The sequence below is a fragment of the Amycolatopsis sp. NPDC003676 genome, from assembly GCF_053587275.1.
In genome coordinates this window covers 18,045-42,917 of the sequence record NZ_JBSFNS010000008.1, presented here as the reverse complement: position 1 = coordinate 42,917, position 24,873 = coordinate 18,045, and the positions used below count along the sequence as shown (strand labels likewise).

The 24,873-nt window shown below is 70.3% G+C and carries 28 protein-coding genes; 2 read left to right on the top strand and 26 right to left on the bottom strand.

What is annotated here, in order from left to right; translation table 11 throughout:
• Positions 1 to 15 precede the first annotated feature (15 nt).
• From ACWDNU_RS07085 to ACWDNU_RS07045, 9 genes are all read right to left on the bottom strand, one after another.
• Positions 16 to 663, bottom strand: coding sequence for a YdcF family protein (locus ACWDNU_RS07085; RefSeq protein WP_370935704.1), 648 nt, complete (start codon positions 661 to 663; stop codon positions 16 to 18).
• A gap of 306 nt (positions 664 to 969) precedes the next feature.
• Positions 970 to 1,575 (bottom strand): response regulator, encoded by a 606-nt coding sequence (locus ACWDNU_RS07080; protein ID WP_449668092.1) that lies wholly within the window; start codon positions 1,573 to 1,575, stop codon positions 970 to 972.
• Positions 1,572 to 2,801, bottom strand: a complete 1,230-nt coding sequence (locus ACWDNU_RS07075) for a sensor histidine kinase (protein ID WP_449668091.1) — start codon at positions 2,799 to 2,801, stop codon at positions 1,572 to 1,574. Before ACWDNU_RS07075 ends, ACWDNU_RS07080 begins: the two co-directional genes overlap by 4 nt.
• Before the next feature lie 23 nt (positions 2,802 to 2,824).
• Complete coding sequence (locus ACWDNU_RS07070; protein WP_449668090.1) at positions 2,825 to 3,565, bottom strand: ABC transporter permease; 741 nt, start codon at positions 3,563 to 3,565, stop codon at positions 2,825 to 2,827.
• Positions 3,562 to 4,491, bottom strand: a complete 930-nt coding sequence (locus ACWDNU_RS07065; RefSeq protein WP_370935700.1) for an ABC transporter ATP-binding protein — start codon at positions 4,489 to 4,491, stop codon at positions 3,562 to 3,564. The genes ACWDNU_RS07070 and ACWDNU_RS07065 overlap by 4 nt, the downstream gene beginning before the upstream one ends.
• A gap of 148 nt (positions 4,492 to 4,639) precedes the next feature.
• Positions 4,640 to 6,028: a glycine--tRNA ligase gene (locus tag ACWDNU_RS07060; RefSeq protein ID WP_370935699.1), complete on the bottom strand. Its 1,389-nt coding sequence runs from the start codon at positions 6,026 to 6,028 to the stop codon at positions 4,640 to 4,642.
• A gap of 85 nt (positions 6,029 to 6,113) precedes the next feature.
• Positions 6,114 to 6,773 carry a class F sortase gene (locus ACWDNU_RS07055; protein WP_449668089.1) on the bottom strand — a complete coding sequence of 220 codons (660 nt, stop codon included), beginning with the start codon at positions 6,771 to 6,773 and terminating at the stop codon, positions 6,114 to 6,116.
• A 175-nt stretch (positions 6,774 to 6,948) separates the two neighbouring features.
• A complete protein-coding gene (locus ACWDNU_RS07050) occupies positions 6,949 to 7,587 on the bottom strand; it encodes a class F sortase (RefSeq protein WP_449668088.1) in 639 nt (212 codons plus the stop codon).
• 3 nt (positions 7,588 to 7,590) lie between these two features.
• Complete coding sequence (locus ACWDNU_RS07045) at positions 7,591 to 8,703, bottom strand: hypothetical protein (protein ID WP_449668087.1); 1,113 nt, start codon at positions 8,701 to 8,703, stop codon at positions 7,591 to 7,593.
• 1,113 nt (positions 8,704 to 9,816) lie between these two features.
• On the opposite strand from ACWDNU_RS07045, the gene ACWDNU_RS07040 reads away from it, so the two are divergent.
• Both ACWDNU_RS07040 and ACWDNU_RS07035 read left to right on the top strand, forming a co-directional pair.
• A complete protein-coding gene (locus ACWDNU_RS07040; RefSeq protein WP_449668198.1) occupies positions 9,817 to 10,266 on the top strand; it encodes an ArsR/SmtB family transcription factor in 450 nt (149 codons plus the stop codon).
• A gap of 2 nt (positions 10,267 to 10,268) precedes the next feature.
• The gene (locus ACWDNU_RS07035; protein ID WP_354736910.1) at positions 10,269 to 10,682 is read left to right on the top strand and encodes a Fur family transcriptional regulator; all 414 of its coding nucleotides are present in this window, start codon (positions 10,269 to 10,271) and stop codon (positions 10,680 to 10,682) included.
• A gap of 279 nt (positions 10,683 to 10,961) precedes the next feature.
• On the opposite strand, the gene ACWDNU_RS07030 is transcribed toward ACWDNU_RS07035, so the two are convergent.
• From ACWDNU_RS07030 to dnaJ, 17 genes are all read right to left on the bottom strand, one after another.
• Positions 10,962 to 11,717, bottom strand: a complete 756-nt coding sequence (locus ACWDNU_RS07030; RefSeq protein ID WP_370935694.1) for a TIGR03943 family putative permease subunit — start codon at positions 11,715 to 11,717, stop codon at positions 10,962 to 10,964.
• Entirely contained in the window at positions 11,714 to 12,733 is a 1,020-nt protein-coding gene (locus ACWDNU_RS07025; protein WP_370935693.1) for a permease, read from the bottom strand. Before ACWDNU_RS07025 ends, ACWDNU_RS07030 begins: the two co-directional genes overlap by 4 nt.
• 415 nt (positions 12,734 to 13,148) lie before the next feature.
• Positions 13,149 to 13,568, bottom strand: a complete 420-nt coding sequence (locus ACWDNU_RS07020) for a hypothetical protein (RefSeq protein ID WP_370935692.1) — start codon at positions 13,566 to 13,568, stop codon at positions 13,149 to 13,151.
• Positions 13,565 to 14,383, bottom strand: coding sequence for an isoprenyl transferase (locus tag ACWDNU_RS07015; protein WP_370935691.1), 819 nt, complete (start codon positions 14,381 to 14,383; stop codon positions 13,565 to 13,567). The genes ACWDNU_RS07020 and ACWDNU_RS07015 overlap by 4 nt, the downstream gene beginning before the upstream one ends.
• A 26-nt stretch (positions 14,384 to 14,409) precedes the next feature.
• On the bottom strand, positions 14,410 to 15,186 hold the full coding sequence (recO, locus tag ACWDNU_RS07010) for a DNA repair protein RecO (RefSeq protein WP_370935690.1): 777 nt from the start codon (positions 15,184 to 15,186) through the stop codon (positions 14,410 to 14,412).
• A gap of 49 nt (positions 15,187 to 15,235) precedes the next feature.
• The gene (locus tag ACWDNU_RS07005) at positions 15,236 to 15,703 is read right to left on the bottom strand and encodes a CD225/dispanin family protein (protein ID WP_370935689.1); all 468 of its coding nucleotides are present in this window, start codon (positions 15,701 to 15,703) and stop codon (positions 15,236 to 15,238) included.
• Positions 15,704 to 15,757: 54 nt separating this feature from the next.
• Positions 15,758 to 16,879, bottom strand: coding sequence for an RDD family protein (locus ACWDNU_RS07000; RefSeq protein WP_449668086.1), 1,122 nt, complete (start codon positions 16,877 to 16,879; stop codon positions 15,758 to 15,760).
• Positions 16,880 to 17,049: 170 nt separating this feature from the next.
• Complete coding sequence (locus tag ACWDNU_RS06995) at positions 17,050 to 17,499, bottom strand: DUF2752 domain-containing protein (RefSeq protein ID WP_370935687.1); 450 nt, start codon at positions 17,497 to 17,499, stop codon at positions 17,050 to 17,052.
• Positions 17,496 to 17,825, bottom strand: coding sequence for a CD225/dispanin family protein (locus tag ACWDNU_RS06990; RefSeq protein WP_354736895.1), 330 nt, complete (start codon positions 17,823 to 17,825; stop codon positions 17,496 to 17,498). Before ACWDNU_RS06990 ends, ACWDNU_RS06995 begins: the two co-directional genes overlap by 4 nt.
• 76 nt (positions 17,826 to 17,901) lie before the next feature.
• Positions 17,902 to 18,801 (bottom strand): GTPase Era, encoded by a 900-nt coding sequence (gene era / locus ACWDNU_RS06985; protein ID WP_344283965.1) that lies wholly within the window; start codon positions 18,799 to 18,801, stop codon positions 17,902 to 17,904.
• Positions 18,798 to 19,136, bottom strand: coding sequence for a cytidine deaminase (locus ACWDNU_RS06980; RefSeq protein WP_370935686.1), 339 nt, complete (start codon positions 19,134 to 19,136; stop codon positions 18,798 to 18,800). The genes era and ACWDNU_RS06980 overlap by 4 nt, the downstream gene beginning before the upstream one ends.
• Entirely contained in the window at positions 19,129 to 20,454 is a 1,326-nt protein-coding gene (locus tag ACWDNU_RS06975) for a hemolysin family protein (RefSeq protein ID WP_370935685.1), read from the bottom strand. Before ACWDNU_RS06975 ends, ACWDNU_RS06980 begins: the two co-directional genes overlap by 8 nt.
• Before the next feature lie 9 nt (positions 20,455 to 20,463).
• Entirely contained in the window at positions 20,464 to 21,015 is a 552-nt protein-coding gene (gene ybeY, locus ACWDNU_RS06970) for an rRNA maturation RNase YbeY (RefSeq protein WP_354736889.1), read from the bottom strand.
• On the bottom strand, positions 21,012 to 22,058 hold the full coding sequence (locus tag ACWDNU_RS06965) for a PhoH family protein (RefSeq protein WP_370940709.1): 1,047 nt from the start codon (positions 22,056 to 22,058) through the stop codon (positions 21,012 to 21,014). The genes ybeY and ACWDNU_RS06965 overlap by 4 nt, the downstream gene beginning before the upstream one ends.
• A 93-nt stretch (positions 22,059 to 22,151) precedes the next feature.
• Entirely contained in the window at positions 22,152 to 22,529 is a 378-nt protein-coding gene (locus ACWDNU_RS06960; protein ID WP_449668085.1) for a histidine triad nucleotide-binding protein, read from the bottom strand.
• A 401-nt stretch (positions 22,530 to 22,930) separates the two neighbouring features.
• Complete coding sequence (locus ACWDNU_RS06955) at positions 22,931 to 23,683, bottom strand: 16S rRNA (uracil(1498)-N(3))-methyltransferase (RefSeq protein WP_449668084.1); 753 nt, start codon at positions 23,681 to 23,683, stop codon at positions 22,931 to 22,933.
• A 2-nt stretch (positions 23,684 to 23,685) separates the two neighbouring features.
• Positions 23,686 to 24,849 (bottom strand): molecular chaperone DnaJ, encoded by a 1,164-nt coding sequence (gene dnaJ / locus ACWDNU_RS06950; RefSeq protein ID WP_037813614.1) that lies wholly within the window; start codon positions 24,847 to 24,849, stop codon positions 23,686 to 23,688.
• Positions 24,850 to 24,873: the final 24 nt, after the last annotated feature.

Sequence of the window (24,873 nt, the reverse complement as noted above, 5' to 3'; positions counted from 1 at the left end):
GCGGGGACCGACAATTCAGCCCATCGTCGTGCCGAACAGGTCGTCCGCGGGCGACTTGGTCAGCTCGTAGAACAGCAGCGCGCCGGTTTCGCGGAAGATGTAGCGGACCTGCGTCGACCGCTCCTGCACGATCGGCCCGCTGTGCGTCGGCGCGGTCCACGCCTCCAGCCCGAGGTCCTCGGACATCGTCCGCGACCGGTAGGAATGCCACGGATCGCTGACCAGCACCACTGAACGCCAGCCACGCGCCTTCACCTGATCGGCTACGGCGCGGAGGCTGCGGAGGGTGTCATTGCCCTCGCCGACCGGCAACGTCGCGGATTGCGGCACACCGTGTTTGGTCAGCCACCGCGCGCCCGCCGTCGCCTCGGTGAAGTTGTCGCGGGTCTTCTTGCCGCCAGCGGTGATGACGGTCTTCGAGACACCCTCGGCGTACAGCTGGCGCGCTTTCTCCAGCCGGGCGGTGAAGATTTCGGAGGGCTTGCCGTTGTACTGCGCGGCGCCCAGCACGACGATCGCGTCCGCAGGCGTCCGGTCGTTCTCGCGCGCGACCTGCCACACCCGGAACGCGGTGCCGCCGATGACCGCGACGAGGGCCAGCACCACACCGAAAACGATGCGGCGCACCCAGTTTCCCGCGGTGGGTCCCGTCCACGCATCCATGGCGGACATCCTCGCAGAGCCTTCCCCGGGCGGCGGGAAGGCACCCCGCTCAGGCTTCGCAGCGGAGGCGAAAGGCCGTGAGGGGAACCCTGAGGGAATCAGATTCCCTCAGGGTTCCCCTCACGTACGTTCGCGGGAGCCGCGCCCAGACGGACCGGACAGCTTCGCGCTCCCCGCGCGCCAAGCCCATCGACAGCAAAGACCTGCGCACCGTCGACACCCCGCTCCCCAAGCCACCCTGACTACCCACAAAGCAGGCAGGAGCGCCAGAAAACCTCACCGGGGCGCTTTGGCGCGACGCCTGGGCTAGAGCCAGCCGCGTTCCTCGGACAGCCGCACCGCTTCCGCGCGGGTGCGCGCGCCGGTCTTCCCGATCGCCGACGACAGGTGGTTGCGCACCGTTCCGTCGGACAGGAAAAGGGATTTCGCGATGTCCGCGACCGTGCTTCCGTCCTTGGCCGCGCTGAGCACGTCGCGTTCCCGGGCGGTCAGCAGGCTCGTCCCGGTGGCGAGCGATTCCGCGGCCAGCGCCGGATCGACCACCCGGAGTCCACTGTGGACTCGACGCACCGCCTCGACGAGCTGCTCCGGCGGCGCGTCCTTCACCACGAACCCGGCCGCGCCCGCCGCCATCGCCCGGGCCAGGTAGCCGGGGCGGCCGAAGGTCGTGCAGATGATCACGCGGCACGCGGGCAGCGCGGTTTTCAGCTCGGCCGCGGCGGTGAGGCCGTCCATGCCGGGCATTTGCACGTCGAGCAGCGCCACGTCCGGGGCCGTTTCCTTCGCCGCGGCGACCACCTCGTCGCCGCTGCCGACCTGGGCCACGACTTCGATGTCGGCCTCCAGGCCGAGCACGGTGGCCAGTGCCCCGCGCACCATCGCCTGGTCGTCGGCCAGCAGCACCCGGATCACGCAAGTCCTCCAGCGGGTTCGGCCCGCACCGCGACGGCGGATCCGTCCGGGCTCGGCTCCGGGGCCTCGGCCCGGACGACCCATCCTCCCCCGGGCCGCACCCGCGTCGTCAACGTGCCCCCGACCGCGCCCAGCCGTTCGGACAATCCCCGCAACCCGTTGCCCGGCGTGACGTCCGCCGAGGCACAGCCGTTGTCCTCGATCTCCAGCCAGTCGCGGCCCAGCCGCACCTTGACCGCCTTCGCCCCGGAATGCCGCAGCACGTTGGTGATCGCCTCGCGCAGCACGTAGCCGAACGTGCTGTGCAGCTCCGCCCGCACGTTATCCACCGCGTGCGGCAGCTCGGCCTCGATCTCCGCCGCGCGCAACGCCGCCCGCGCCCCCGCGATCTCCGCGGGCAGCGACACTTCCCGGTACTCGGTCACTGTCGCCCGCACGTCCGACAGCGCGGAGCGGCTCAGCCCTTCCACCTCGCGGATCTCCTGCACCGCGCGGTCGATGTCGCCGGAGCTTTCCAGCACCCTCCGCGCCAGCCCGGACTTCACCGTGATCGTGGTGAGGCTGTGCCCGAGCAGATCGTGCAGATCGCGGGCGACCCGCTCGCGTTCGGTGGCGACCGCCAGCGTCGCGATTTCCTTGTTCGCCAGCTCCAGCCGCCGGATCGCCCGGATCAGGTTGGACATGAAGAACATCGCCAGCGTGACCGAGGCGACCGTGGTCACGTCGTTGACCCGGTCCGCCAGGTCCCCTCGCAGATACAGCACCAGCACCAGCAGGCCGAGCGCCGATCCGTCGAAGATGACCGCCCAGGCCGGCGGGAACAGGAAGGCCAGCGTCGCGGTGGCATAGAGCAGGACGTACGGACTGGCGTCGGTGAGCAGCGCGCTCAGCAGGCCCAGCACCAGCATGACCCCGCCGAACCAGAGTTTCATCCGCCGCGGCTTGCCGAACAGTGCGGGGAAAACCCCGTAGCAAGCGGCGTAGGCGTAGATCGTGACGCCGAGCAGAATCCGCGCCCACAGCGGCCCGGGGTCCTCGACCAGGCCGCGGGTCGCCGGGATCAGGAAGGGCAGCAGGAACGCCGCCGAGAAGATCGCCCAGCCCGGCTTGCCCGGCCCGCGCCGCCCTCCCGGCACCGGGTCGTCCCACCACGCCGCCCGGTCCTTGAGCGAGTACCCGGGCGAGGCCGGCTTGCCGGTCGTCGCCTCTCGGCCGAGTGGCCACACGTTCCTGTCCCCTCCCCGCCCGGTCAAACCCGGGCGCTGTCCTTACGGTATCGCCTGACCACGACAATCCCGAGCGCCAGCGTCCACGCCCCCAGCACGCCGACCGCCGTCGGCAGGCTCACCAGCAGCTGATTCGTCACCGCGGGCCGGGCCAGCCCGAGGACCCAGTAGGTCGGCATGATCTGCGCGACGTCGTGCATCCAGGACGGCATGCCCTCCAGCGGGATCCAGAGCCCGCCGAGGAACCCGATGCCCAGCGTCACGATCATGCTGATCGGCTGCATCGACTCCGGCGTGCCGAACTGGCCCAGCAGCAGTCCGAGCAGCACCAGCGGAATCGTGCCGAGGAAAATGCCGAGGAAGATCCGCAGCCAGCCCGCCGGGTCGAGGTGCACGCCCTGGGAGAACGCGGCGATGGCCGGGACCAGGATGAGCGCGGGCAGCCCGGCGAGCATCCCGGACAGCGCTTTGCCGCCGAGGTAGCCCGCGCCGGACAGCGGGGTCAGCCGCAGCTGCCGCTGCCAGCCGCCTGCCCGCTCGATCGCGAGGCGGGCGCCGTTCGTGGTGGCCGCGGCGAAGGTGCCGAACGTCATCATGTTGACCATGAGCACGCCCGCGACCGCGACGTGGTCCGGCGCGGACTTGTCGGTGAACACCGTGGCCTGCAACAGGAACATGACGACCGGGAAGGCCACGACGAAGATCAGGAACCGCGGCGAGCGGAACAGCCTGCGGGTTTCGACGACCAGGTAGGCGGGATTCATCGGACTGCTTCTTCCGTCTCGTCGGAGGTCAGGGAAAGGAACGCGCCTTCGAGGCCGACCGCGCCGATCTCGATGTCGCGCACGGCCGGAACGGCGGCGAGCAAGGCGCGCAGGGTGGTGTCGGAGTCCGAACTGGACAGTGCGACGCGTTCGCCGCGCAGTTCGAAGGAAGTGACCGCGGGCAGCGTCGAAACCAGCTGGTCGCTGACCCCGGCCGGAAGCACCGCGCGGATCGTGCGGCCCCCGGCGAGCGCGCGGACCTCCGCGACGGACCCGTCGGCGACGATCTCCCCGGCGCGCATCAGCACCACCCGATCGGCGAATTCCTCGGCCTCTTCGAGGTAATGGGTCGCGAAGAGCACGGTGCGGCCGGTATCAGTGAAGGAGTACATCGACTTCCAGAACTCGCGCCTGCTGCCGACGTCCATCGCCGCGGTCGGCTCGTCGAGCACGAGCAGATCGGGATCGGACACCAGCGCGACCGCGAACCGCACGCGTTGTTTTTGGCCGCCGGAAAGCTTGTTGGCCCGCCGGTCGGCGATGTCCTCGACGCCCGCGCTGCGCAACGCGTCCCGCACCGGCATCGGACGGCGGTGCAGTTTCGCGACGAGACCGACGGTTTCGCGCACAGTCAGGTCGTCCAGCAGCGTGCCGCCCTGCAGCATCGCCCCGATCATCCCGGCGCGCACCGCGTCGGCGGGCGTCTGGCCGAACACCGAAACGGTGCCCTCGTCGGGGGTGGTGAGCCCCAGAATCATGTCGACGGTGGTCGATTTGCCCGCCCCGTTGGGCCCGAGCAGCGCCACCACTTCCCCCGGCGCGATGGTCAGGTCGACTCGCTTGACCGCGCGCACGTCGCCGTAGCGCTTCGCGATCCCGCCCAGCCGGATCGCCGCCCCCGCCGCGATTTCCTGTGTGTTGTCCATGGCTTGAAGCCTGCCGCGCTTCGGGGGCCGGTACGCAGGCCGAGCGTCACGACCCGACCGTGACAGGTGTCAGGGGTGACCGGGGCTGAACGCCGGACGGCCCTTCCCCGCGGTGCGGGAAGGGCCGTCCGGAAAGGTTTCGCGCCGGTCAGCAGCCAAGCAGGCGACCCGCCAGGTACGACTCGACCTGGTCGATCGAAATCCGCTCCTGGCTCATGCTGTCGCGCTCGCGAACCGTCACCGCGTTGTCCTCCAGCGTGTCGAAGTCGACCGTGACGCAGTACGGCGTGCCGATCTCGTCCTGGCGGCGGTAGCGGCGGCCGATCGCCTGGGCGTCGTCGAAGTCGACGTTCCAGTGCTTGCGCAGCCGCGCGGCCAGGTCGCGCGCCTTCGGCGACAGGTCGGCGTTGCGCGACAGCGGCAGCACCGCGGCCTTGAACGGCGCGAGCCGCGGGTCGAGGTGCAGCACGGTGCGCTTGTCGGTGCCGCCCTTGGCGTTCGGCACCTCTTCCTCGTCGTACGCGTCGACCAGGAACGCCATCATCGACCGGCCCACGCCCGCGGCCGGCTCGATCACGAACGGGCGGTAGCGCTGGCCCGAGGCCTGGTCGAAGAACGACAGGTCCACGCCCGAGTGGTTCGAGTGCGTGGTCAGGTCGAAGTCGGTGCGGTTGGCGATGCCTTCCAGCTCGCCCCACTCCTGCCCGGCGTTGAACGCGAACCGGTACTCGATGTCGACGGTGCGCTTCGCGTAGTGCGAGAGCTTTTCCTTCGGGTGCTCGAAGTGGCGCAGGTTCTCGGCCTTGATGCCGAGGTCCTTGTACCACTCGGTGCGCGCGTCGATCCAGTACTGGTGCCAGGTCTCGTCCTCGCCCGGCTCGACGAAGAACTCCATCTCCATCTGCTCGAACTCGCGCGTGCGGAAGATGAAGTTGCCCGGCGTGATCTCGTTGCGGAAGGACTTGCCGACCTGGCCGATGCCGAACGGCGGCTTCTTGCGCGACGCGGTCTGCACGTTGAGGAAGTTGACGAAGATGCCCTGCGCCGTCTCCGGGCGGAGGTAGGCGAGGCCTTCTTCGGTCTCGACCGGACCGAGGTGCGTCTTCAGCATCATGTTGAAGTCGCGCGGCTCGGTGTACTTGCCGCGGGTGCCGCAGTTCGGGCACGGCACCTCGGACAGGTCGTCCTCGGTCGTGGTCTTGCCGGTGCGCGCCTCGAAGTCCTCGGCGAGCTGGTCGGCACGGAACCGCTTGTGGCACGAAAGGCACTCGATCAGCGGGTCGGTGAACACGTTCACGTGCCCCGAGGCGACCCACACCTGGCGCGGCAGGATGACCGAGGAATCGATGCCGACCACGTCCTCGCGGCCCTGCACGACGGTCTTCCACCACTGGCGCTTGATGTTGTCCTTCAGCTCGACGCCGAGCGGCCCGTAGTCCCACGCCGACCTGGTGCCGCCGTAGATCTCTCCCGACGGGAAGACGAAGCCACGGCGCTTGCACAGACTGACGACGGTTTCGATTTTGTTGGCGGGCACTCCACGCTCCGGACGCATGCGGGGACAGTTATCGGAAGGTCCAGCGTATCCGGCCGGGCCCCGGAGCCTCCGCGCAGGTCGGAGGTCACGAACGGGTGACCGGCGAGGCCGTCACGACCCGGTTGTCGTCGTAGCCCTCCTGGCCGCCCACGTAGTCGCCGCCGCACGTGACGAGCACCAGCCGGTGCGGGCCGTCGGGGTCGAAGAGTTTCGCGGATTCGGCGGCGAGATCCGATTTGTGGATCGTGCGCGCCTCGTCGATCTTGTACTCCCACTGCTTGCCCGCGGCGTCGGTGACAGTGACGACCTGGCCCGGTTTCATCCGCCAGAGCTCCTGGAACGGACCGGTCTTGCCGGCCCAGTTGACGTGCCCGGACAACAGGGTGACGCCCTGCGCGGCTCCGACGCCGGATCCCCACCAGGCCGCTTCGCCGAGACTCTTCGGGATCGGCAGCGCGCCGTCCGCGCCGACCTCCTCGGCGATCAGCTTCGCCTGCCCGCCGCCGGGCAGCTTGACGGTGCCGGGAGTCTGCCCGGGGTCCGGCTGGGTGTTCTCGGCTTGACTGCTTCCGGCTTGGCCGCTGCCGACCTGCGCGGTGCCGGTCTGCTGCTGCGGCTGCGCGGCGTTGTCGTTGCCGGTGAAGAAAATCAGCACCGCGGCGATGACGGCTGCCACGACCGCGACGGCCGCCACGACGATCAGTGCGCCGCGTTTGCGTGCTGGTTGGGCCTGTGTCCCCTGCATCGTGCTCCCCTGGTCTGGAGGTTTCTCCGGGGAGACATGCGGCGGGACGGCAAAGGGGTTGCAGGGATTTTCGGCGGGGTTGCGGGTTTCTTCGCGGCCTTGGTGTCCGCGGGCGTTTTCGGATGACGGGACCCGTCGCGCGGACGCCGTCCCTGAGCGGCGCGGGCCGGCCGGTTCAGTCCGGACGGGAGACCAGGTCCGCCGTGACGATCCGGTTCTCGTCGTAGCCCTCGGTGCCGCCGACGTAGTCGCCGCCGCAGGTGACCAGGACCAGGCGGTGCGGGCCAGTCTGGGCGAACCAGCCGGGGGCCTGCGCCGGCAGCTGTTCCTTCGGGATCGTGGTCGCGCCGGTGACGCGGTAGAGCCAGCGGCCGCCGGACGCGTCGACGATGCTGACGTTGTCGCCGGTGTGGACGCGCCACAGGTCGTCGAAGGGACCCTTCGTTCCGGCCCAGTTGACGTGTCCGGACAGCACCGCCGCGCCCTGCTGCGCGCCGAGCCGGGCACCCCACCACGCGGCGTCGCTGAGGCCGCGCGGGATCGGCAGGATGCCTTTCTGGGTGATCTCCGTGCGCTTCAGCCGGGCCTCGGAGCCGTCGGGCAGCCGGATGCTGCCGGGGCGTTGCAGGCCGATCGCCTGGCCGTCCGAGGGCAGTTCGGCGGGCGCGCCGTCCTCGCCCGGCAGCGAGCCGGGCGGCGGATCGGCCACGACGGTCTGGTCCGGGGCGGGCACCCAGGTCAGGACGATCACGCCGGCCGCGATCGCGAGGACGGCGATCACCGCTGACGCGACCGTCAGCACGGTGCGCGGCACGGCCTATTCGCCGCGGGTGCGCACGACCCGCGCCGCCGCACGGCGCCGGCCGAGGACGATCGCGACGGCCCCGAAGAGCAGCCCGCCGCCGAGCAGGCCGAAGCCGAGCGGCAGTCGCAGGTCGTCGGACGGCGCGGAGGCCGCGGCGCCGAGGTAGCCGGCCGGGACCTCGGTGGGCACCGACGGCTGCTGCACGGTGCCGCCGCTGCCCGAGCCGTTGCCCGCCGCGGCGACGAAGTTCTTCGGGATCGAGCAGCTGACGCCGCCGAGCACCATGGTGGTCTGCACGTCGCTCAGCTTGGTGTCCTTGGCGTCGCGCGCGTGCGTGGTGATCTCGACGCGCCAGCCCGCCTGCGCGGTGACGTCGCCGGAGCGCCAGCCGTCCTGCTTGATCAGCTGGTCGAAGGAGGAAATGCGGGACACGACGATGTCGGAGACGGTCTTGCCGGGGTCGCTCTGCGGCACGCTCGTGGGCGAGCCCATCTTGAGGCCGGTGACGCTGAGCGTCCCGTTGGCGGGCATCGCGACCTGCTTCAGCGCGTCGTCCTCGCCGCGCACCCAGACGCGGGCGGCCGTGGTGGAGCCGGTGGCCTTGCCGGGACCGGAGCAGTCGACCGAGCTGCGCGCGCCCTCGAGGACCAGCATCGTGTTGTCGAGCGCCTTGGGCTTGTTACGGCTGTTGTCGCGCAGCGCGTAGTTGGTCTCCGCGACTGCGGTGGGCACGTGCGTGGTCTGCAGCGCGGCGACGACCTGATGGTCGCGGCTCGCGATGCCCGCCGGGTACGGGCTCGCCGAGCTGTCTCCGTATTTGCCGAGGTCGATCTCGTAGTTCGGGCCGAAGGTGTTGCGCTCGCCGTCGTTCTTCGGCACCGCCACGCGGTCCGTGCCGAGCTGCGACTGGCCGGGGGTGAGCGGGGACCGCTGGGTCTCGGTGATCAGCGCGCCGCCGTGCTGCGGGTCGCCGCCGAGGCGGACCGACGCCACGTTGGCGAACGACACCGGCCCGGTCTTCTCGTCGACGGCCTGCCCGGCCGGAGTCTGCGCCGCGGCGGCCGGAGCCAGGGCGGGAAGTGCCACCAGGGCCGCCACCGCGGCCTTCGTCACGAAACGAGTCATGTCTCCCCACTGCCCTCCGGCAACCCCGAGCGGTCCGCCACTGTACGAGACGCGACGAAACGCCCCCGCGACAACCTTGCACCGTCCGCCACGACTTGCGAAGCCGACAAGCCAAATCTTCCCGAACTCACCCGATCGGGTCACGCGGAAGGCTAGTCCCCGCGCGACCCGGCGATCACCGGGCCCGGGGAAGGGAACACTACGATGGCGGCGACGGTTATCGGCAATGACATCCGGCTTCGGAAACGCCGCCCCCCGGCAGGCCACGGTTCACGCCGTCGCCGTGCGCGGGAGGCAGCGGCCGAGGCGGGCGGCGGGACGCGAGTGGAGGCAGCGATGACATCGGCACCTTCGAGCGCCTTGTCCGACGGCCTGGGGGCCGGGTCTCCGGGTGCGTCGAGTTCCGCTGGGGCGGGTTCCGCCGGGGCAAGTCCTGCCGGAGCAGGTTCTGCTGGGGCAGGTTCCGCTGAGGCAGGTTTCGCCGGAGCGAGTTCAGTCGCTCTGGGTTCGGCCGGGACGGGTTCCGCCGGAGCAGGTTCCGCCGGGGCAGGTTCAGTCGCTCTGGGTTCGGCCGGGACGGGTTCCGCCGGAGCAGGTTCCGCTGAGGCAGGTTCCGCCGGAGCGGGTTCAGTCGCTCCGGGTTCCGCGGCGGTCGAGAGCGCCGAGGCATCCGCACCACACATCCACCCGGTCGTGGCAGCCGAGGCAAGCTCGGCAGGTCCGGATCCGGCAACGACCAGGAACGTCGAGGCCTCAGTGAAGAACCCCGCCGAGGGCGAGACAGCCGCAGCACGTCCGGCCACGGACTCGGCTGCAAGCGCCGAGACGTCCGCTGAGTCCGCTGCCGCAGACAGGGCAGCCTCACCGCCCCCAGCCACGGGCCCCACCACGAGCGCCGAGGCGTCCACGAAGCCCGCTGCCGCGAACAAGGCGGTCGCAGCACGTCCAGTCACGAGCTCGGCCGCCGCCGCGAGCGTCCAGGCGTCCGCAGAGCCCGCTGCTGCAAGCGAGACAGCCACACCACGCCCAGCCACGGCCACGAGCGTCGAGGCGTCTGTGAAGCCCGCTGCCGTGGACGAGACAGCTGCAGCGAGCCCAGACGTCCGAGACTCCGTGGCCAAGGACATCGAGCCACCCGCGGGGCCCGGCTCCGATCCCGCGGACGAGGCGGTCGGCGGCGGGCAGGCGGAAGCGCCCGCGGACCCGCCGCATCCCGTTGGCGCGGGCCGTTCGGACGGCTCGGCTGGCCGGTCCGCCGCGTCCGGACCGGCGGTCCTGCCCCCGGGCGTGCTCGCGGACGCGGGCGAACTGCTCCGGGCGCTCGCCGCTCCGGTGCGGATCGCTATCGTGCTCCAGTTGCGGGAGGCGGACCGGTGCGTGCACGAGCTCGTGGACGAACTCGACGTCGCCCAGCCGTTGATCAGCCAGCACCTGCGCGTCCTCAAGACGGCGGGCGTGGTGCAGGGCGAGCGGCGCGGTCGCGAGGTCGTCTACCGGCTGGTGGACGATCACCTGGCGCACATCGTCGTCGACGCGGTCGCTCACGTGCAGGAAGGGAAGTGACGATGTCCTCGATCCCCAAGCCGGTCCCGGTGCCCGGCCGGCGCTCCACGAAGCAGCGTGCGGCGGTGGTCGACCTGCTCAGCACCGTCGACGACTTCCGCTCGGCCCAGGAACTGCACGACGAACTCCGCAAACGCGGCGACGGCATCGGCCTGACCACCGTCTACCGGACGCTGCAGTCGCTCTCCGAAGCGGGCGAGATCGACGTGCTGCGCACCGACTCCGGCGAGGCGATCTACCGCCGCTGCTCGTCGCACCACCACCATCACCTCGTGTGCCGCGTGTGCGGGCGCACGGTGGAGGTCGAGGGTCCCGCGGTGGAGCGCTGGGCGGAGAAAATCGCGGCGGACCACGGGTTCACCGAGATCAGCCACACCGTGGAGATCACCGGCACCTGCGCCGAGCACGCGAGCTGACCCTCTTCCGGGCCGCGACCTGCTCTGAGGCTGGCCGGGGCGGGCAAGCCGTGCCGCTGCGTGGCTGTCTGGCCGCAGGGGTTTCGCAACTCTGAGCTACTCGGACCGATCGCGGTCAGGTTCCGTTTGCGGCCTTCTCAAGCGGCACGGGCTTGAGTGGGCACGCGGGACCGGAACCGCTCCGGGATCAGCTGACTGGCTCAGGTGCACCGGGCGGGTGGGCGCGGCGGTCCGCGTTCCGAGGCGGTCGCGTCCGAGGGGTCGGGGATATCGCTCCTTTCAGTACTCATACGGGTCCTTCGGCGCGGTGATCCGTTCGACTGTCGCCGGGACCAGGTCCGGCGTGTAGCTGTTGGCCTCGGTCGCGGTGCCCGGGACGATCTGGCCCGCGACGCGCAGCCAGGTGTCGCTCGGGAAGCGGTCGGCGCCGCCGCCCTTGAGGTGCACGGTGACGGGGGCCGCGTCGGCCGCGCAGCAGCTGATCACCAGGCGTGCCAACAGGGTTTGGCCTCCGGTGTGGACGACGAATCCGGAGACTTCGACGGTGCGTCCGTTCATGGTGCCGTTGGCGTCCCAGCCCGCGCGCGTGACTACCTCGTTCATCGCCATGGGCACGACTGCTCCGGCGGGGAGCGGCGGGAACGCGGCTGCGGACGTGGTCGCGGCGCTGGCGGGCAGGCGGGCTTCGGTGCGGGTGACTGAATCCGCGCCGAGAGCGGGCGGGGCGACCAGAAATACCGCTAGTACCGGGACGACCAGCAGCCAGGCTGAGCGCGCGGGGTGATGGTGGTGGCCGTGTGCGTCTGGATGTTCCGGGTCCGCTTCGGATTCTTGCGCTGCTTTCGCCGCGGCGCGTGCGGCCGTGATGTCGCGGACGATCGCTGTCGCGCCTAGCACCAGCATCACTGCGCCGCCGGCGATGATCCACGGTTGCTGGGCTGGTTTTACGTAGCGCAGGTAGTCGCCGTTGAGGGCGATCTTCACCAGGGCGCCGCCGAGCAGGATCAGCAGGACATTTTGGGTTTCGCGCCTCATCGGACTCCTCCGAGGAAGATCACGCCCGCGATGGTGCCGCAGGCGATCGCCACCACGAAGGTGACCGGGGCGAACCGTGCGGCGAAGGATCGGCCGAAAGTGCCTGTCTGCAAGGCGAAAAGCTTGACGTCGACGGCGGGGCCGACCACCAGGAACACCAGTTTCGGCAGCAACGGCACAGCGGTGAGCGAAGCGGCGACGAAGGCATCGGCCTCGCTGCACAGCGCGAGGACTACGGCCAGAACCGCCATCACTACGACGCCGACGATTATCTGCCCGGACAACACTTCGAACCACTTCGCGGGCACGAGAACGTTGAGGGACGCGGAAATCAGCGCGCCGAGGACGAGGAATCCGCCGGCCTCCACGAGATCGGTGCGGGCGGTTTCGGCGAAGACGCGCCATCGCTGTCCTGGCTGGACGTCGGGCAGGCGGCGCAGCGCACGTTCGGTGATCCACGAGAGTTTGCCCCAGCGGGCCCAGATCCAGCCCATCACCATCGCGGTGGCGAGCGATCCGGCGAACCGCGCGAAGACCATTTCCGGGCGGCCGGGGAAGGCGACCGCGGTGGCGACCAGCACCACCGGGTTCACCGCGGGCGCGGCGAGCAGGAAGGTGAGCGCGGCGGCGGGCGCGACGCCTTGGCCGATCAATCGCCGCGCGACCGGGACCGACGCGCATTCGCAGCCGGGCAAGGCGACTCCGGCCAGCCCGGCGACGCCGACCGCGGCTGACGCCCTCTTCGGCAGCACCCGTTCCAGCGCACGGGCGGGCACGAAGGCGGCGATGGCGCCGCTGATCAGCACGCCGAGCACGAGAAACGGCAACGCTTGCACGCACACCGCGACGAACACAGTGGACCCGGTGCGCAGCGCGGGCACGTCGAAGAGGTCCTGGAGCTTGCTTTGCGCGAGGACAGCCACGAGCAAGACGGCGCACAGGATCTCGATGGAGCTGATTCGGAACCGCCGCGTGCGGGGGCGCTCCTCGGCGGCGTTGTTGGAAAGGGTTTCCACGAAGGCGATGATGCCAGCCGGGTCCGACAGAACCCCAGCCGCAGGTGCCGCGAGGGGTCCCCTCGCGCCGGTTTTGCGTGAATGTCACTCGATTGGGAGGGAGGAAGGGGCGGAATCGGGCGGGTGGCGCGGGAATGGGGCGGGTGGAACAGCTTTGACAGAAGGGGGCAACCAAGACGCTGAGGCAGCGAGCCGCCGCTGGTCCGCGACGACGACCGCGCAGGCTAGGCAACAGCGCGGATACCGAGATCGGCCGAACCACGACGACTCGGACACGGCGGCACACAGCCGAGCCGCGCGCCAAGCCTGGTCAGGAAACAGAAACCAGCTCAGGCCGCTATCTCAAGCAACACGCCGCCCAGCCAGAGTCCGGCTCAAGCAAGGCAACACGCCAGCGCTCAGCCAGGAACCCGGTTCAGGCCTCTACCCCAGGCAACTCAGTCCGAAGCTGCGAAGCAGTGGAAACCACCAGCATCAGCAAAGTCCCCAACGGCGACGGATCCATCCCCTCCGCCGGGAAGGCGTACCGCAACGTCACGTCGACCCCGCGCTCGGTGTGGCCGACGCCCAGAGTCCCGAACAACCCCTGCCCGGCCCGCTCCGCGACCGCGACCGCCAGGGACGGGTCGTCGGGCAGGTCCCAAGCCACCACGCAGGTCAGGCTGAGGACCGTCAAGCCGTCGGCGAGGCGGGTCGCCTGGATGACGCACGGGACGTCCGCGTGGGAAAACGTGATCGCGCCGTCGTCGTCGACGTGGACTTCCAGGTACCGCTCCAGCGCCTCGCGCGCACGGGTGAGCAGCGCTCCGGTCTCGGCGGCTTCCGCGGTGCTCATTTCGTGCTCCCTGCCTGGTCCACCGCGCCGCCGAACCGGCGGTCGCGCTTGGCGAAGTCGAGGCACGCCTGCCACAGGTGCGTCCGGTCGAAATCCGGGAAAAGCGTGTCCTGGTAGACCATCTCCGCGTACGCCGACTGCCACACCAGGAAGTTCGACGTCCGCTGCTCCCCTGAGGGCCGCAGGAACAGGTCGACGTCCGGCATTTCCGGCTGGTACAGGTACTTCCCGATGGTGCGCTCGTCGATCTTGTCCGGGTTGATCTTCCCCGCCGCGACGTCCTGGCCGATCCGGCGCATCGCGTCGCCCAGCTCGGCACGGCCGCCGTAGTTGACGCACATCGTCATGTTGAGCTTGGTGTTGTTCTTGGTCTTCTCTTCGGCGATCTGCAGTTCCTTGATCACGCTGGCCCACAGCTTCGGCCGCCGCCCGGCCCAGCGGATGCGCACGCCGATCGAACCCAGGTAGTCGACCTGGCGGCGGATGGTGTCGCGGTTGAAGCCCATCAGGAAGCGCACTTCCTCGGGGCTGCGCTTCCAGTTCTCCGTCGAGAACGCATACACCGACAGCCACTTCACGCCGATTTCGACCGCGCCGCTCGCGACGTCGATCATCACGGCCTCGCCGCGCTTGTGGCCCTCGATCCGCGGCAGGCCGCGCTGGTTGGCCCAGCGGCCGTTGCCGTCCATGACGAGCGCGACGTGCTTCGGCACCAGGTCCGGCGGGATCTCCGGCGGTTTCGCGCCCGAGGGGTGCGGCTCCGGCTCCCGCTGCTCGTACCCCGCCGAGCGGGTCTCCCGTCCCCTGCGCAGCACTCGCGGCCTCCTGAAGAATGGACTTTCTACCCGGCCGACCCTACTGGGCCCGGCCCGGCAACCTCCCGGGCACGCCGCTCCACGAGCGGAAGCGACCGCAGCTGCCGTTCCAGATGCCACTGCAGATGCGCCGCGACCAGGCCGGACGCGTCGCGGCGGGTGATCCCGGGCGACGATTCGGCGACCGCCCACTCCCCCTGCAGCAGCGCGTCCAGCAGGGTCAGCACCTCGGGCGAGGGATGCACGGAACCGGCGATGCGGCAGTCCGGGCACATCGAGCCGCCCGCGGCGACGTTGAACGCGGCGTGCGGGCCGGGGAGGCCGCAGCGGGCGCATTCGGTGATCGCCGGGGCCCAGCCCGCGTAGGCCATGGCCCGGAGGAAGAACGCGTCGAGCACCAGCGACGCGTCTCGCTGCCCGCCAGCGAGGGCTCGTAAAGCGCCTACGACCAGCAGGTACAGCTTCAGAACCGGTTCGCCCTCTTCAGCTGAGAGCCGGTCCGCGGTTTCCGCGATCGCGGACGCCGCGGTGTAGCGCTGGTAGTCGGCCACCAGCGGCAGGGCGAACGCGTCGACGGTCTCGACCTGGGTGATGACGTCGAGCGACCGTCCGGGATAGAACTGCACGTCCACGTGCCCGAACGGCTCCAGCCGCGCCCCGAAGCGCGACGACGTGCGCCGCACGCCCTTCGCGACGGCCCGGACCTTGCCGTGCCGCCGCGTGAGCAGGGTGACGATCCGGTCGGCCTCGCCCAGCTTGTGCGTGCGCAGCACCACCCCGGTGTCGCGGTAGAGGTTCACCACCCCGACATCGTCGCACTTCGCCGTCGATGCCGGGGCGGGACACCCTGGTTCAGCAGTAGCTGCCGGTGCAGTAGTAGCTGTGCACCTCGGACGCGGCCACGAGGCTGATGATGATCATGATGATCGCGAACACCCAGCCGAGCGCGCCGATGATGGTGGCGACGAGGCACAGCGTGCGCGTCGTCTGCGACGACTGCTGGGCCATCGCGTAGTTGCCCTGCATCTTGTACGTCTGGACTTCGTTCGACTTCATGATCGCGAAGATCGCGATGATCCACATCAGGAAGATGCAGCCGATCGCCCAGCCCTTGTAGTCCTTGATGGCGCTCATGTCGCCGCCGGGCTGGCCGCCGTAAGCGGGCTGGCCGTACGGCGCGGGCTGGCCGTAGGGCTGCTGCGGGTACGGCTGCGCCGGGGTCGCGCCGGACTGCGGGTACGGCTGCTGGCCGTAGGGCTGCTGCGGCTGGCCGCCGTAGGGCTGCTGGGGCTGCTGCGGCTGGCCGTAGGGATTGGTCATCTGGGTTCCCCCGAGTTTCTCGTGCTTACCGTGCTTACCGTGATCCGGTGCGGATCAGGACTGTGCCGGACCGGGCTCCGGTGTCTCCGGCTTGATCATCTGCGTCGCTTCCGGCTCGGCTGCCGGCTTCACGACCTGGGTGCGTTCGGCGGCGCCGAACGCTTCGGAAGGTGACTGCTGAGGTGCGGCCGGGCGCACGACCTGGGTCGGCTCCGGCTGCTCGAACGCCGTGGGGCCCGGCTGCTGCGGAGACGCTCCGGCGGGCGGCTGCGCGAATCCCGGCTGCGGCTGGCCCGGTTGGACTGGCTGGCCGAACGCGGCCTGAGGTTGGCCTGGCTGGCCGAACGGGGGCTGCGGCGGGACGCCCGGCTGCCCGAATCCTTGCTGCGGCGGGGTTCCCGGGACCGGCGGCTGGCCGTACCCCGGTTGCGGAGCCCCGAATCCGCTTGGTGCGGCGGGAAATCCGGCGTTCGGCTGCGCGGGGAAACCGCCCGAGACCGGCTGACCGAACCCCGGCGCGGCGCCCGGCTGTCCGGGGAACCCGCCCGGCTGACCGAATCCCGGAGCGGCTCCCGCGAAACCGCCAGGCTGCCCGAATCCGCCGGGCTGACTCGGAAATCCGCTCTGCTGCCCGAATCCCGCGCCCGGCGCACCCGAAGGCGCGGGCTCCGCGGGCACCACGATCGTGCTGAGAATCTTGTCCGAGAACGTCTGCGCCTTGTCGTCCCACAGCGGCCACAGGAAACCGAGCGCGAACGCCATGCTGTCCAGCGCGTGCGCGAGGTCGCGGACGAACGCCATCCCGGCCCCGATCGGCTCGCCGGTGGCCTCGCTGACGAGTTTGATGCCGACGATCCGCTTGCCCAGCGACTGGCCGGTGTTGCCGCCGTTGATCCAGCGGTTGAAGACTGTCCAGGCGAGATTGCCGAGAATCGCCAGCAGATAGACGATCGTGCCCGCGACGCCCGACACCAGCGACACGAGCACCGCGAGCAGGATCCCGGCCAGGAGCGGGGCGAAGTCGATGAGGTAGGCGCCTGCGCGCTGGCCCCAGTCCGCGTAGACCCGGGCGGGGCCGTACGGCTTGGGGTAGCCCGGTGCCTGCTGTCCCGGCGGCGCGCCGAACGACGGTCCGCCTTGAGGCGGGCCGCCGGGCTGGCCGTAGGGATAGGTCATCGAGTGTCCCCCTCGTTCGTGGTCTCGGCAGGCGAGCGCTGACGGTGGCCGCGGTGGACACGTCAGTGCGCGGGAGCGTACCTCGTCCAACCGGGATGGGCCGAGCAGGTGTCCGCATCAGGTCACGCGTGGGGCGCGACGGCCCCGGACCAAGCGAAAACGGGGCCAACTCAGACGGACAGGCCGGTGAACGGCGCGAGCGGAATGTTGCGCGCCACGAACCACAAGACGAACACGACCGCGACGACGTGCGGCGTCCAGCGCCAGTGCAGCCAGGACCGCATCGGCGCGCCGCGCAGCCGTCCCATCGTCCACACGAGACCGCTCCACGCGAACAGCGCGACGAACACCAAAGCCACCGCGTTGTAGTGCAGTGCGGCGGAAAAATCGCCGTGCAGCACGCTGTAGGCCATCCGCATCCCGCCGCAGCCGGGGCAGTCGATCCCGAAAAGCAGCTTCGTCGGGCACACCGGAAGCGGGCCGCCGGGCGTGGTCGGATCGCCGAACCACACCGCGACGCACGCCAGGCCGATCCCGCCCGCCGCGGCCGCGGGACCGGCGAGAGCCCTTGCCACCGCACGGGTTCCGCGCGCCGGCTGTCCGGTGTAGACGGTGCTCAATGGAACCAGAGCACGTTTCCGGCGATCAGCAGGACGACGAGCGCGACGAGCACGTACAGCCCGATCAGGATGGCGATGCTGAGCGCCGACCACATCGCCCACTTGCGCGCCTCGTCCGCCGCGCGGTGCGCTTCGGCCGCGTATCCCTGGTACCACAAGGTGTTCACCTGGCTGGCCTTGACGATCGCGACGATCCCCAGCGGCAGGCAGCAGAACACGGTCGCGAGGATCGCCCACACCAGGTTGCTGTCCGGCGGCGGCGGGTACTGCGGCGGGTAGCCGTACGACGGAGGGTACGGGCCCTGCGGCGGATACGGGCCGGTCATGCGGTCCCCCTGGACAAATCGGATACGGTTCGGCCTGACGCTACCTGCCCGCGCCGCCGGACACGACGGGAACCGGTCAGAAACCGAGCCGGCGCAGCTGCTTCGGGTCCCGCTGCCAGTCCTTGGCCACCTTGATGTGCAGGTCGAGATAGACCTTCGTGCCCAGCAGCCGTTCGATGTGCTTGCGCGCGGTCGCGCCGACCTCGCGGAGCCGTTCGCCCTTGTGCCCGAGGATGATCCCCTTCTGGCTGGGCCGTTCCACGTACAGCAGCGCGTGGATGTCGATGAGGTCGTCGCGGTCTTCGCGCGGGATCATTTCCTCGACGGTCACCGCGATGGAGTGCGGCAGTTCGTCGCGGACGCCTTCGAGCGCGGCCTCGCGGATCAGCTCGGCGACGAGGGTCTGCTCGGGCTCGTCGGTGAGTTCGCCGCCCGGGTACAGCTGCGGTCCTTCGGGCAGCCGCTGCACCAGCAGGTCGGCGACCGTCTGCACCTGGAAACCGTCCACAGCGGACACCGGCACCAGGTCGGCGAACTCCATCACCTCTTGCAGCGCGACCAGCTGCTCGGCGATCTGTTCCGGCTTCACCAGGTCGGTCTTGGTGACGACGCCGATCACCGGGGTGCGCCGGGCGATCTTCTTCAGCTCGGCCGCGATGAACCGGTCGCCCGGGCCGATTTTCTCGTTGGCGGGCACGCAGAACCCGACGACGTCCACTTCGGACCACGTCTCGTGCACGACGTCGTTGAGCCGCTGGCCGAGCAGCGTGCGCGGACGGTGCAGGCCGGGCGTGTCGATGATCACCAGCTGCGCGTCGTCGCGGTGGACGATGCCGCGGATGGCGTGCCGGGTGGTCTGCGGCTTGCTGGAGGTGATCGCGACCTTCGTGCCGACGAGCGCGTTGGTGAGCGTCGATTTGCCCGCGTTGGGGCGGCCGACGAAGCAGGCGAATCCGGAACGGTGCGGCTCGGTCACGAGTGCAGCACCTCGACCACGGCGCCGGACGGATCGGCGAAAACGATCGGCGCGGCGCTGGACACGTCGCGGACCGCGTGCACGGACGCCTCGGCGACGAGCGCGTCCGCGGTCACGACAGCGGCGGCTTCGAGGCCTTCGGCGCCGCTGGAGAGCGCGGCGGCGACGGCGGCCTGCACGGCGGTGAGCTTGAACGACGGCTGGTCGACGGTGGCGGCGGCGTAGGTGCGGCCGTCGCTGTCGCGGACCGCGGCGCCTTCCGCGGCGCCGGTGCGCGCGCGGGCCGAACGGGCCAGCGTGACCAGTTTCTGGTCCTCGGCGTCGAGGTCAGGCATGTTCGACTCTCCTGTCGTGCTCTTGCGGCTGGGGCGGGCGGGTGCGCGGGCGCGCGGAGGACGGCCGGACGACCACGGACGTGATGCGCATCCGGCCGCGGCGGTCCTTGCCCCCTTCGGCGAACAGCCGAAGACCGGCGACCTCGGCTTCGGCCCCCGGCAGCGGGACCCTACCCAGTCGCTCGGCGAGCAGCCCGCCCACGGTCTCCACGTCGTGGTCTTCGAGGTCGATGCCGAACATTTCGCCGAGGTCGTCGACGCCGAGCCGGGACGACACCCGGACCGAGCCGTCTTCCAATTCCTCGACCTCGGGGCGCTCGTCGGCGTCGGACTCGTCGGTGATCTCGCCGACGATCTCCTCGAGGATGTCCTCGATGGTGAGCAGGCCGGCGGTGCCGCCGTACTCGTCCACCGCGATCGCCATGTGGTTGTGCGTGCGCTGCATTTCCTTGAGCAGCTCGTCGAGCCGCTTCGAGTCGGGCACGAAGCTCGCCGGGTTCATCACCGCGTCGACGACCGTGCTCGGCCCGTCCGGGCCCATGTACTCGGACATCAGGTCTTTGATGTTGGCCACGCCGACGATGTCGTCCACCGAATCGTCGATCACCGGAACGCGGGTGAAACCGGTGCGCAGCGCGAGCGCGAGGGCTTGGCGGACGGTCTTGGTGCGCTCGATCCACACGATTTCGGTGCGCGGCACCATGACCTCGCGGGCGACGGTGTCGCCGAGTTCGAACACCGAGTGGATCATCTCGCGTTCGGAGTCCTCGACGACGCCGCGTTCCTGGGCGAGGTCGACCAGTTCGCGCAGTTCGACTTCGGAGGTGAACGGGCCTTCGCGGAAGCCGCGGCCGGGGGTGATCGCGTTGCCGAGCACGATCAGCAGCCGCGACAGCGGGCCGAGGACCGTGCCGAGAGCACGGACCGGTCCGGCGACGATCATGCCGACGCGGTACGGGTGCTGGCGGCCGATGGTGCGCGGGCCGACGCCGATGATGACGTAGCTGACCACGACCATCACGACCGCCGACACCAGGATCGCGAGCCACAGCCGGTCGAACCAGGCGACGAAGGACACGGTGACCAGCACCGTGGCGGTGAGCTCGCAGACGAGCCGCAGCAGGAGCAGCAGGTTGATGTGCCTGCGGCGTTCGGCGACGACCGCGGCGAGCTGGCGGGCTCCGACGCGGCCGGCGCGGACGAGGCCGTCGACCCTGGCTTGCGACACCGTGCCGACGGCGGCGTCCGCGGCGGCGAACACGCCCGCGAGCAGCACCAGCGTCACCGCGATGACGACCTGTGCCGGGGGATTTCCCATGGTCGGAGCCTAGGAGGTTTCCCCGGGCTGCGGCACGTCGAGCCCGGCGATGCCGAGCACGCGGTCGTCGACGTCGCGCTGCGCGTCGCGGGCCTGGTGCGCCGCGACGGCGGCCTGGAATTCGCCGAGGATCCGCTTCTGCAGCCCGAACATCTCGCGTTCCTCCGCGGGTTCGGCGTGGTCGTAGCCGAGGAGGTGCAGGCAGCCGTGGACGGTGAGCAGGTGCAGTTCGTCGATCAGCCGGTGGCCCGCGGTTTTCGCCTGGTCTTTCGCGAAGGCCGGGCACAGCACGATGTCGCCGAGCAGCGCCGGGGACGAGTCGGGCGCGTCGGGGCGGCGGGACGAGTCGAGCTCGTCCATCGGGAAGGCCATGACGTCGGTGGGCCCGGGCAGGTCCATCCAGCGTTCGTGGAGGTCTTCCATCACCTCGAGGGTGACGCACAGGATGGACAGCTCGGCGAGCGGGCTGACCTCCATTTTCTCGAGGGTGTAGCGCGCGGCGGAGACGATGGACGCCTCGTCGACGTCGACGCCGGATTCGTTGGCGATCTCGATGCTCATCGGCGGGTGCCCTTCCAGCCGCCGTTCTGCTGCTCTTGCGCGTCCTGCACGGCCTGCCACTTCTCGTACGCGTCGACGATGTCGCCGACCAGTCGGTGCCGGACGACGTCCTGGCTGGTGAGCTCGGCGAAGTGCAGGTCTTCGACGCCGCCGAGGATGTCGCGCACGACGCGGAGCCCGCTGCGCTGCCCGCCGGGCAGGTCGATCTGGGTGATGTCGCCGGTGACGACGATCTTCGCGCCGAACCCGAGGCGGGTGAGGAACATCTTCATCTGCTCGGGCGTGGTGTTCTGCGCCTCGTCGAGGATGATGAACGCGTCGTTCAGCGTCCGGCCGCGCATGTAGGCCAGCGGTGCGATTTCGATCGTCCCCGCCTGCATCAGCCGCGGAATCGACTCCGGCTCGACCATGTCGTGCAGCGCGTCGTAAAGCGGCCGCAGGTACGGGTCGATCTTCTCGTTCAGCGTCCCCGGCAGGTACCCGAGCCGCTCGCCGGCTTCAACGGCCGGACGGGTCAGCACGATCCGCGTGACCTGCTTGGCCTGCAACGCCTGCACGGCTTTCGCCATCGCGAGATACGTCTTGCCCGTACCCGCGGGCCCGATGCCGAACACAATCGTGTGCTTGTCGATCGCGTCGACGTACTTCTTCTGGTTCAGCGTCTTGGGCCGAATGGTCTTCCCGCGCCGCGACACGATGTTGAGGCTCAGCACCTCCGCGGGCGACCCGTCCCCGCTGGACAACATCCCCACAGTGCGCCGCACAGTGTCCGGCCCTACCTGCTGCCCACCACCAGCAAGCTGCACCAGCTCAGTAAAGACACGCTCCGCGAACGCCACATCAGCCGCAGCGCCGGTCAACGTGACCTCATTGCCGCGCACATGCACGTCAGCAGCCAGCAGCTCTTCCGCCACCCGCAAATTCTCGTCCCGCGACCCCAGAAGGCTCAGCTGAGCCCCGTCCGGGATCGGAAATCGGACCTGTGCCTCGGCCGATACCCGATTGTCAGGTCGGGCGGCTCCACCCGTCTCAGTTCCGGCCACGTGGCCTCGGTCCTGCTTTCTGCGCACTTCGCAAGTCAACGTACAGGGACCCTTGAATGCTACTTGCCCAGATCCCCGCCCCGCAGCCCGGTTTCAGTGCACCCCGGCCTGCGGCCGCCCGAACAACCCCAACTGCTCCCCACCGAGCACATGGGCGTGCACATGAAACACCGTCTGCCCAGCATCAGCATCAGTGTTGAACACCACCCGGTACCCGCTGGCAGAGACGCCCTCGATCTCCGCCACCTTCCGAGCAGTCAACAAGACCCGAGCCAACAACCCCGGATCCGCCTCGGCAAGGTCCCCCACGTTCCGATACCGCTTCCGCGGAACCACGAGCACATGCACCCGCGCCTGCGGATTGATGTCCCGAAACGCAAACGTGGCGTCGTCCTCGTACACCACGTCAGCCGGAATCTCCCCGGCAATAATCCGCTCGAACAACGTCTCCGCAGCACCAGCATCGCTCATGGCCCCACCCTACAAACAGAACCACCCACACGAAACGCAACCACCGGACGCACCCAACGCAACCGACGCACGGCAGGCAACCACCGCACCGTGGGGGTCCGGGGGGCTCGGCCCCCCGGGAGTAATGGCGAAACAGCGGCGGCGAAGTATCGCGCCAGCGATACGAAGACGCCGCGGCGCGGTGGAGCCTGGGGGTCGCTCCACCGCCGCCGCGGCTCCGCCGGACCGAGGGGGGAGGTGCCCGGCGGGGTTCTGGTTCGTACTCAAGAGTAATGCCCGCCGGTGGGCGGGCTGAAACCCTCGTGTTTCGCACGTTGCGAAGCAGAGTAGCCGCCGGGGGTGCGGCGCGCCATCACCTGGTGCGGATGTTTAGGGGTTCTGCCGGGTTTTCCGGTTCTGTGTCAGTGCCAGCGGCCGGTGAGGACGCCCAATGCGCCCAATGCCACGGCGGCCGCGGTGGAGGTGCGGAGGACCGTCGGGCCGAGCCGGACCGTCGTGGCTCCGGCGTCTTCGAGGGCAGCGAGTTCGTCGTCGGTGATGCCGCCTTCCGGGCCGACGACGAGCAGGATGTCGCCTCCGTCGGGGAGGTCGAGGTCGGTGAGCCTGCTGGTGACGCCGGATTCGAGGACGAGCGTCGCGGACATCGTCGCGGCCAGCTGCGCGAGTTCGCGTGTGCCGACCGGTTCGGCGACGGCGGGCACATGGGCGCGGCGCGCCTGTTTCGCGGCGGAGCGGGCGGTTGCGCGCCAGCGGGCGAGTGCCTTCTCGCCGCGGGGTCCGTCGTCCCAGCGAGCGACGCTGCGGGCGGCGCGCCAGGGCACGATCGCGTCCGCGCCGGCTTCGGTGGCCAGTTCGACTGCGAGTTCCCCGCGATCGCCCTTCGCGAGCGCTTGGGCGACGTGGACGCGCAACGCGGGCGGTTCCTCTTGCCACCGCTCGAGAACGGTGAGGGTGACCGTGGCCGCGCGGCCCGCTTCAACGGCCTCCACGGCGCAGCGGGCCATCGCGCCGGCGCCGTCGGAGAGCACGAGCTGCTCCCCCACGCGCAGTCGGCGCACAGTGGCCGCGTGCCGGGCTTCCTCGCCGTCGAGCAGCGCCCGGCCTTCGGCGGGCACTGCCGGGGCGAGGAAGACCGGCAGGGTGGTGTCCGGCACCGTCAGCGGTTCTTCGCGCGCAGCTTGGAGAACAGGCCGCCGTGCTTGCTGCCGTTGGCGGCGAGCGTCGGGACTTCTTCGCCGCGCTGCTGGGCCAGGTCGACGAGCAGGTCGCGCTGGGCCTCGTCGAGTTTGGTGGGCACCACGACGTCGATGTGCACGTGCAGGTCGCCGCGGCCGTCGACGCGGCCGGACGAGCGCAGCCGCGGCATGCCCTTGCCGGTGAGCACCAGTTCGGTGTTGGGCTGGGTGCCGGGTTCGATGTCGAGTTCGTAGTCGCCGTCGACCAGGGTGGCGATCGGCACCGTCGCGCCGAGCGCCGCGGTAGTCATCGGGATGCGGAAGTTGCAGTGCAGGTCGTTGCCCTCGCGGACGAACACCTCGTGCGGCGCCTCGTCGATCTCGACGTACAGGTCGCCCGCCGGGCCGCCGCCGGGGCCGACCTCGCCCTGTCCGGACAGCCGGATCCGCATGCCGTCGCCGACGCCGGGCGGGATCTTCGCGGTGACGCCGCGCCGCGACCGGATCCGGCCGTCGCCGCCGCACTGGCGGCACGGGTCGGGGATGACCTCGCCGAAGCCGCGGCACACCGGGCACGGGCGCGCGGTGACGACCTGGCCGAGGAACGACCGCTGCACGGACTGGACCTCGCCGGCTCCGCCGCAGGTGTCGCAGGTCTTGGTGCTCGTGCCCTCGGCGGTTCCCGCGCCGCGGCACAGGTCGCAGACGATGGCGGTGTCGACGGTGATCTCGCGGTCGACGCCGGTCGCGCACTCCTCGAGGGTGAGGCCGAGCCGGATCAGCGCGTCGGAGCCGGGCTGCACGCGGCTGCGCGGCCCGCGTCCCCGGCCGCCGCCTCCGCCCGCGGCTCCGAAGAACGCGTCCATGATGTCGCCGAGCCCGCCGAAGCCCGCGAACGGGTCGCCGCCGCCTCCGCCGCGGCCGCCCCCGTCCATCGGGTCGCCGCCGAGGTCGACGATCTTGCGCTTCTGCGGGTCGGAGAGCACCTCGTACGCGGTGGTCACCTCGCCGAAGCGGTGCTGGGCGTCCTCCGACGGGTTCACGTCGGGGTGCAGCTCACGGGCCAGCTTGCGGTACGCGCGCTTGATCTCCTGATCGCTCGCGTTCTTGGCCACCCCGAGGATCCCGTAGTAGTCCCTCGCCACGTTGCTCTGCCTTCTCCTTCGTGT

Coding starts and splice junctions, on each gene's coding strand:
- ACWDNU_RS07085 (WP_370935704.1), bottom strand. CDS start 663: ATGGATGCGTGGACGGGACCCACCGCGGGAAACTGGGTGCGCCGCATC.
- ACWDNU_RS07070 (WP_449668090.1), bottom strand. CDS start 3,565: ATGAATCCCGCCTACCTGGTCGTCGAAACCCGCAGGCTGTTCCGCTCG.
- ACWDNU_RS07065 (WP_370935700.1), bottom strand. CDS start 4,491: ATGGACAACACACAGGAAATCGCGGCGGGGGCGGCGATCCGGCTGGGC.
- ACWDNU_RS07055 (WP_449668089.1), bottom strand. CDS start 6,773: ATGCAGGGGACACAGGCCCAACCAGCACGCAAACGCGGCGCACTGATC.
- ACWDNU_RS07045 (WP_449668087.1), bottom strand. CDS start 8,703: ATGACTCGTTTCGTGACGAAGGCCGCGGTGGCGGCCCTGGTGGCACTT.
- ACWDNU_RS07035 (WP_354736910.1), top strand. CDS start 10,269: ATGTCCTCGATCCCCAAGCCGGTCCCGGTGCCCGGCCGGCGCTCCACG.
- ACWDNU_RS07030 (WP_370935694.1), bottom strand. CDS start 11,717: ATGAGGCGCGAAACCCAAAATGTCCTGCTGATCCTGCTCGGCGGCGCC.
- ACWDNU_RS07020 (WP_370935692.1), bottom strand. CDS start 13,568: ATGAGCACCGCGGAAGCCGCCGAGACCGGAGCGCTGCTCACCCGTGCG.
- ACWDNU_RS07005 (WP_370935689.1), bottom strand. CDS start 15,703: ATGACCAATCCCTACGGCCAGCCGCAGCAGCCCCAGCAGCCCTACGGC.
- ACWDNU_RS07000 (WP_449668086.1), bottom strand. CDS start 16,879: ATGACCTATCCCTACGGCCAGCCCGGCGGCCCGCCTCAAGGCGGACCG.
- ACWDNU_RS06990 (WP_354736895.1), bottom strand. CDS start 17,825: ATGACCGGCCCGTATCCGCCGCAGGGCCCGTACCCTCCGTCGTACGGC.
- ACWDNU_RS06980 (WP_370935686.1), bottom strand. CDS start 19,136: ATGCCTGACCTCGACGCCGAGGACCAGAAACTGGTCACGCTGGCCCGT.
- ACWDNU_RS06975 (WP_370935685.1), bottom strand. CDS start 20,454: ATGGGAAATCCCCCGGCACAGGTCGTCATCGCGGTGACGCTGGTGCTG.
- ybeY (WP_354736889.1), bottom strand. CDS start 21,015: ATGAGCATCGAGATCGCCAACGAATCCGGCGTCGACGTCGACGAGGCG.
- ACWDNU_RS06960 (WP_449668085.1), bottom strand. CDS start 22,529: ATGAGCGATGCTGGTGCTGCGGAGACGTTGTTCGAGCGGATTATTGCC.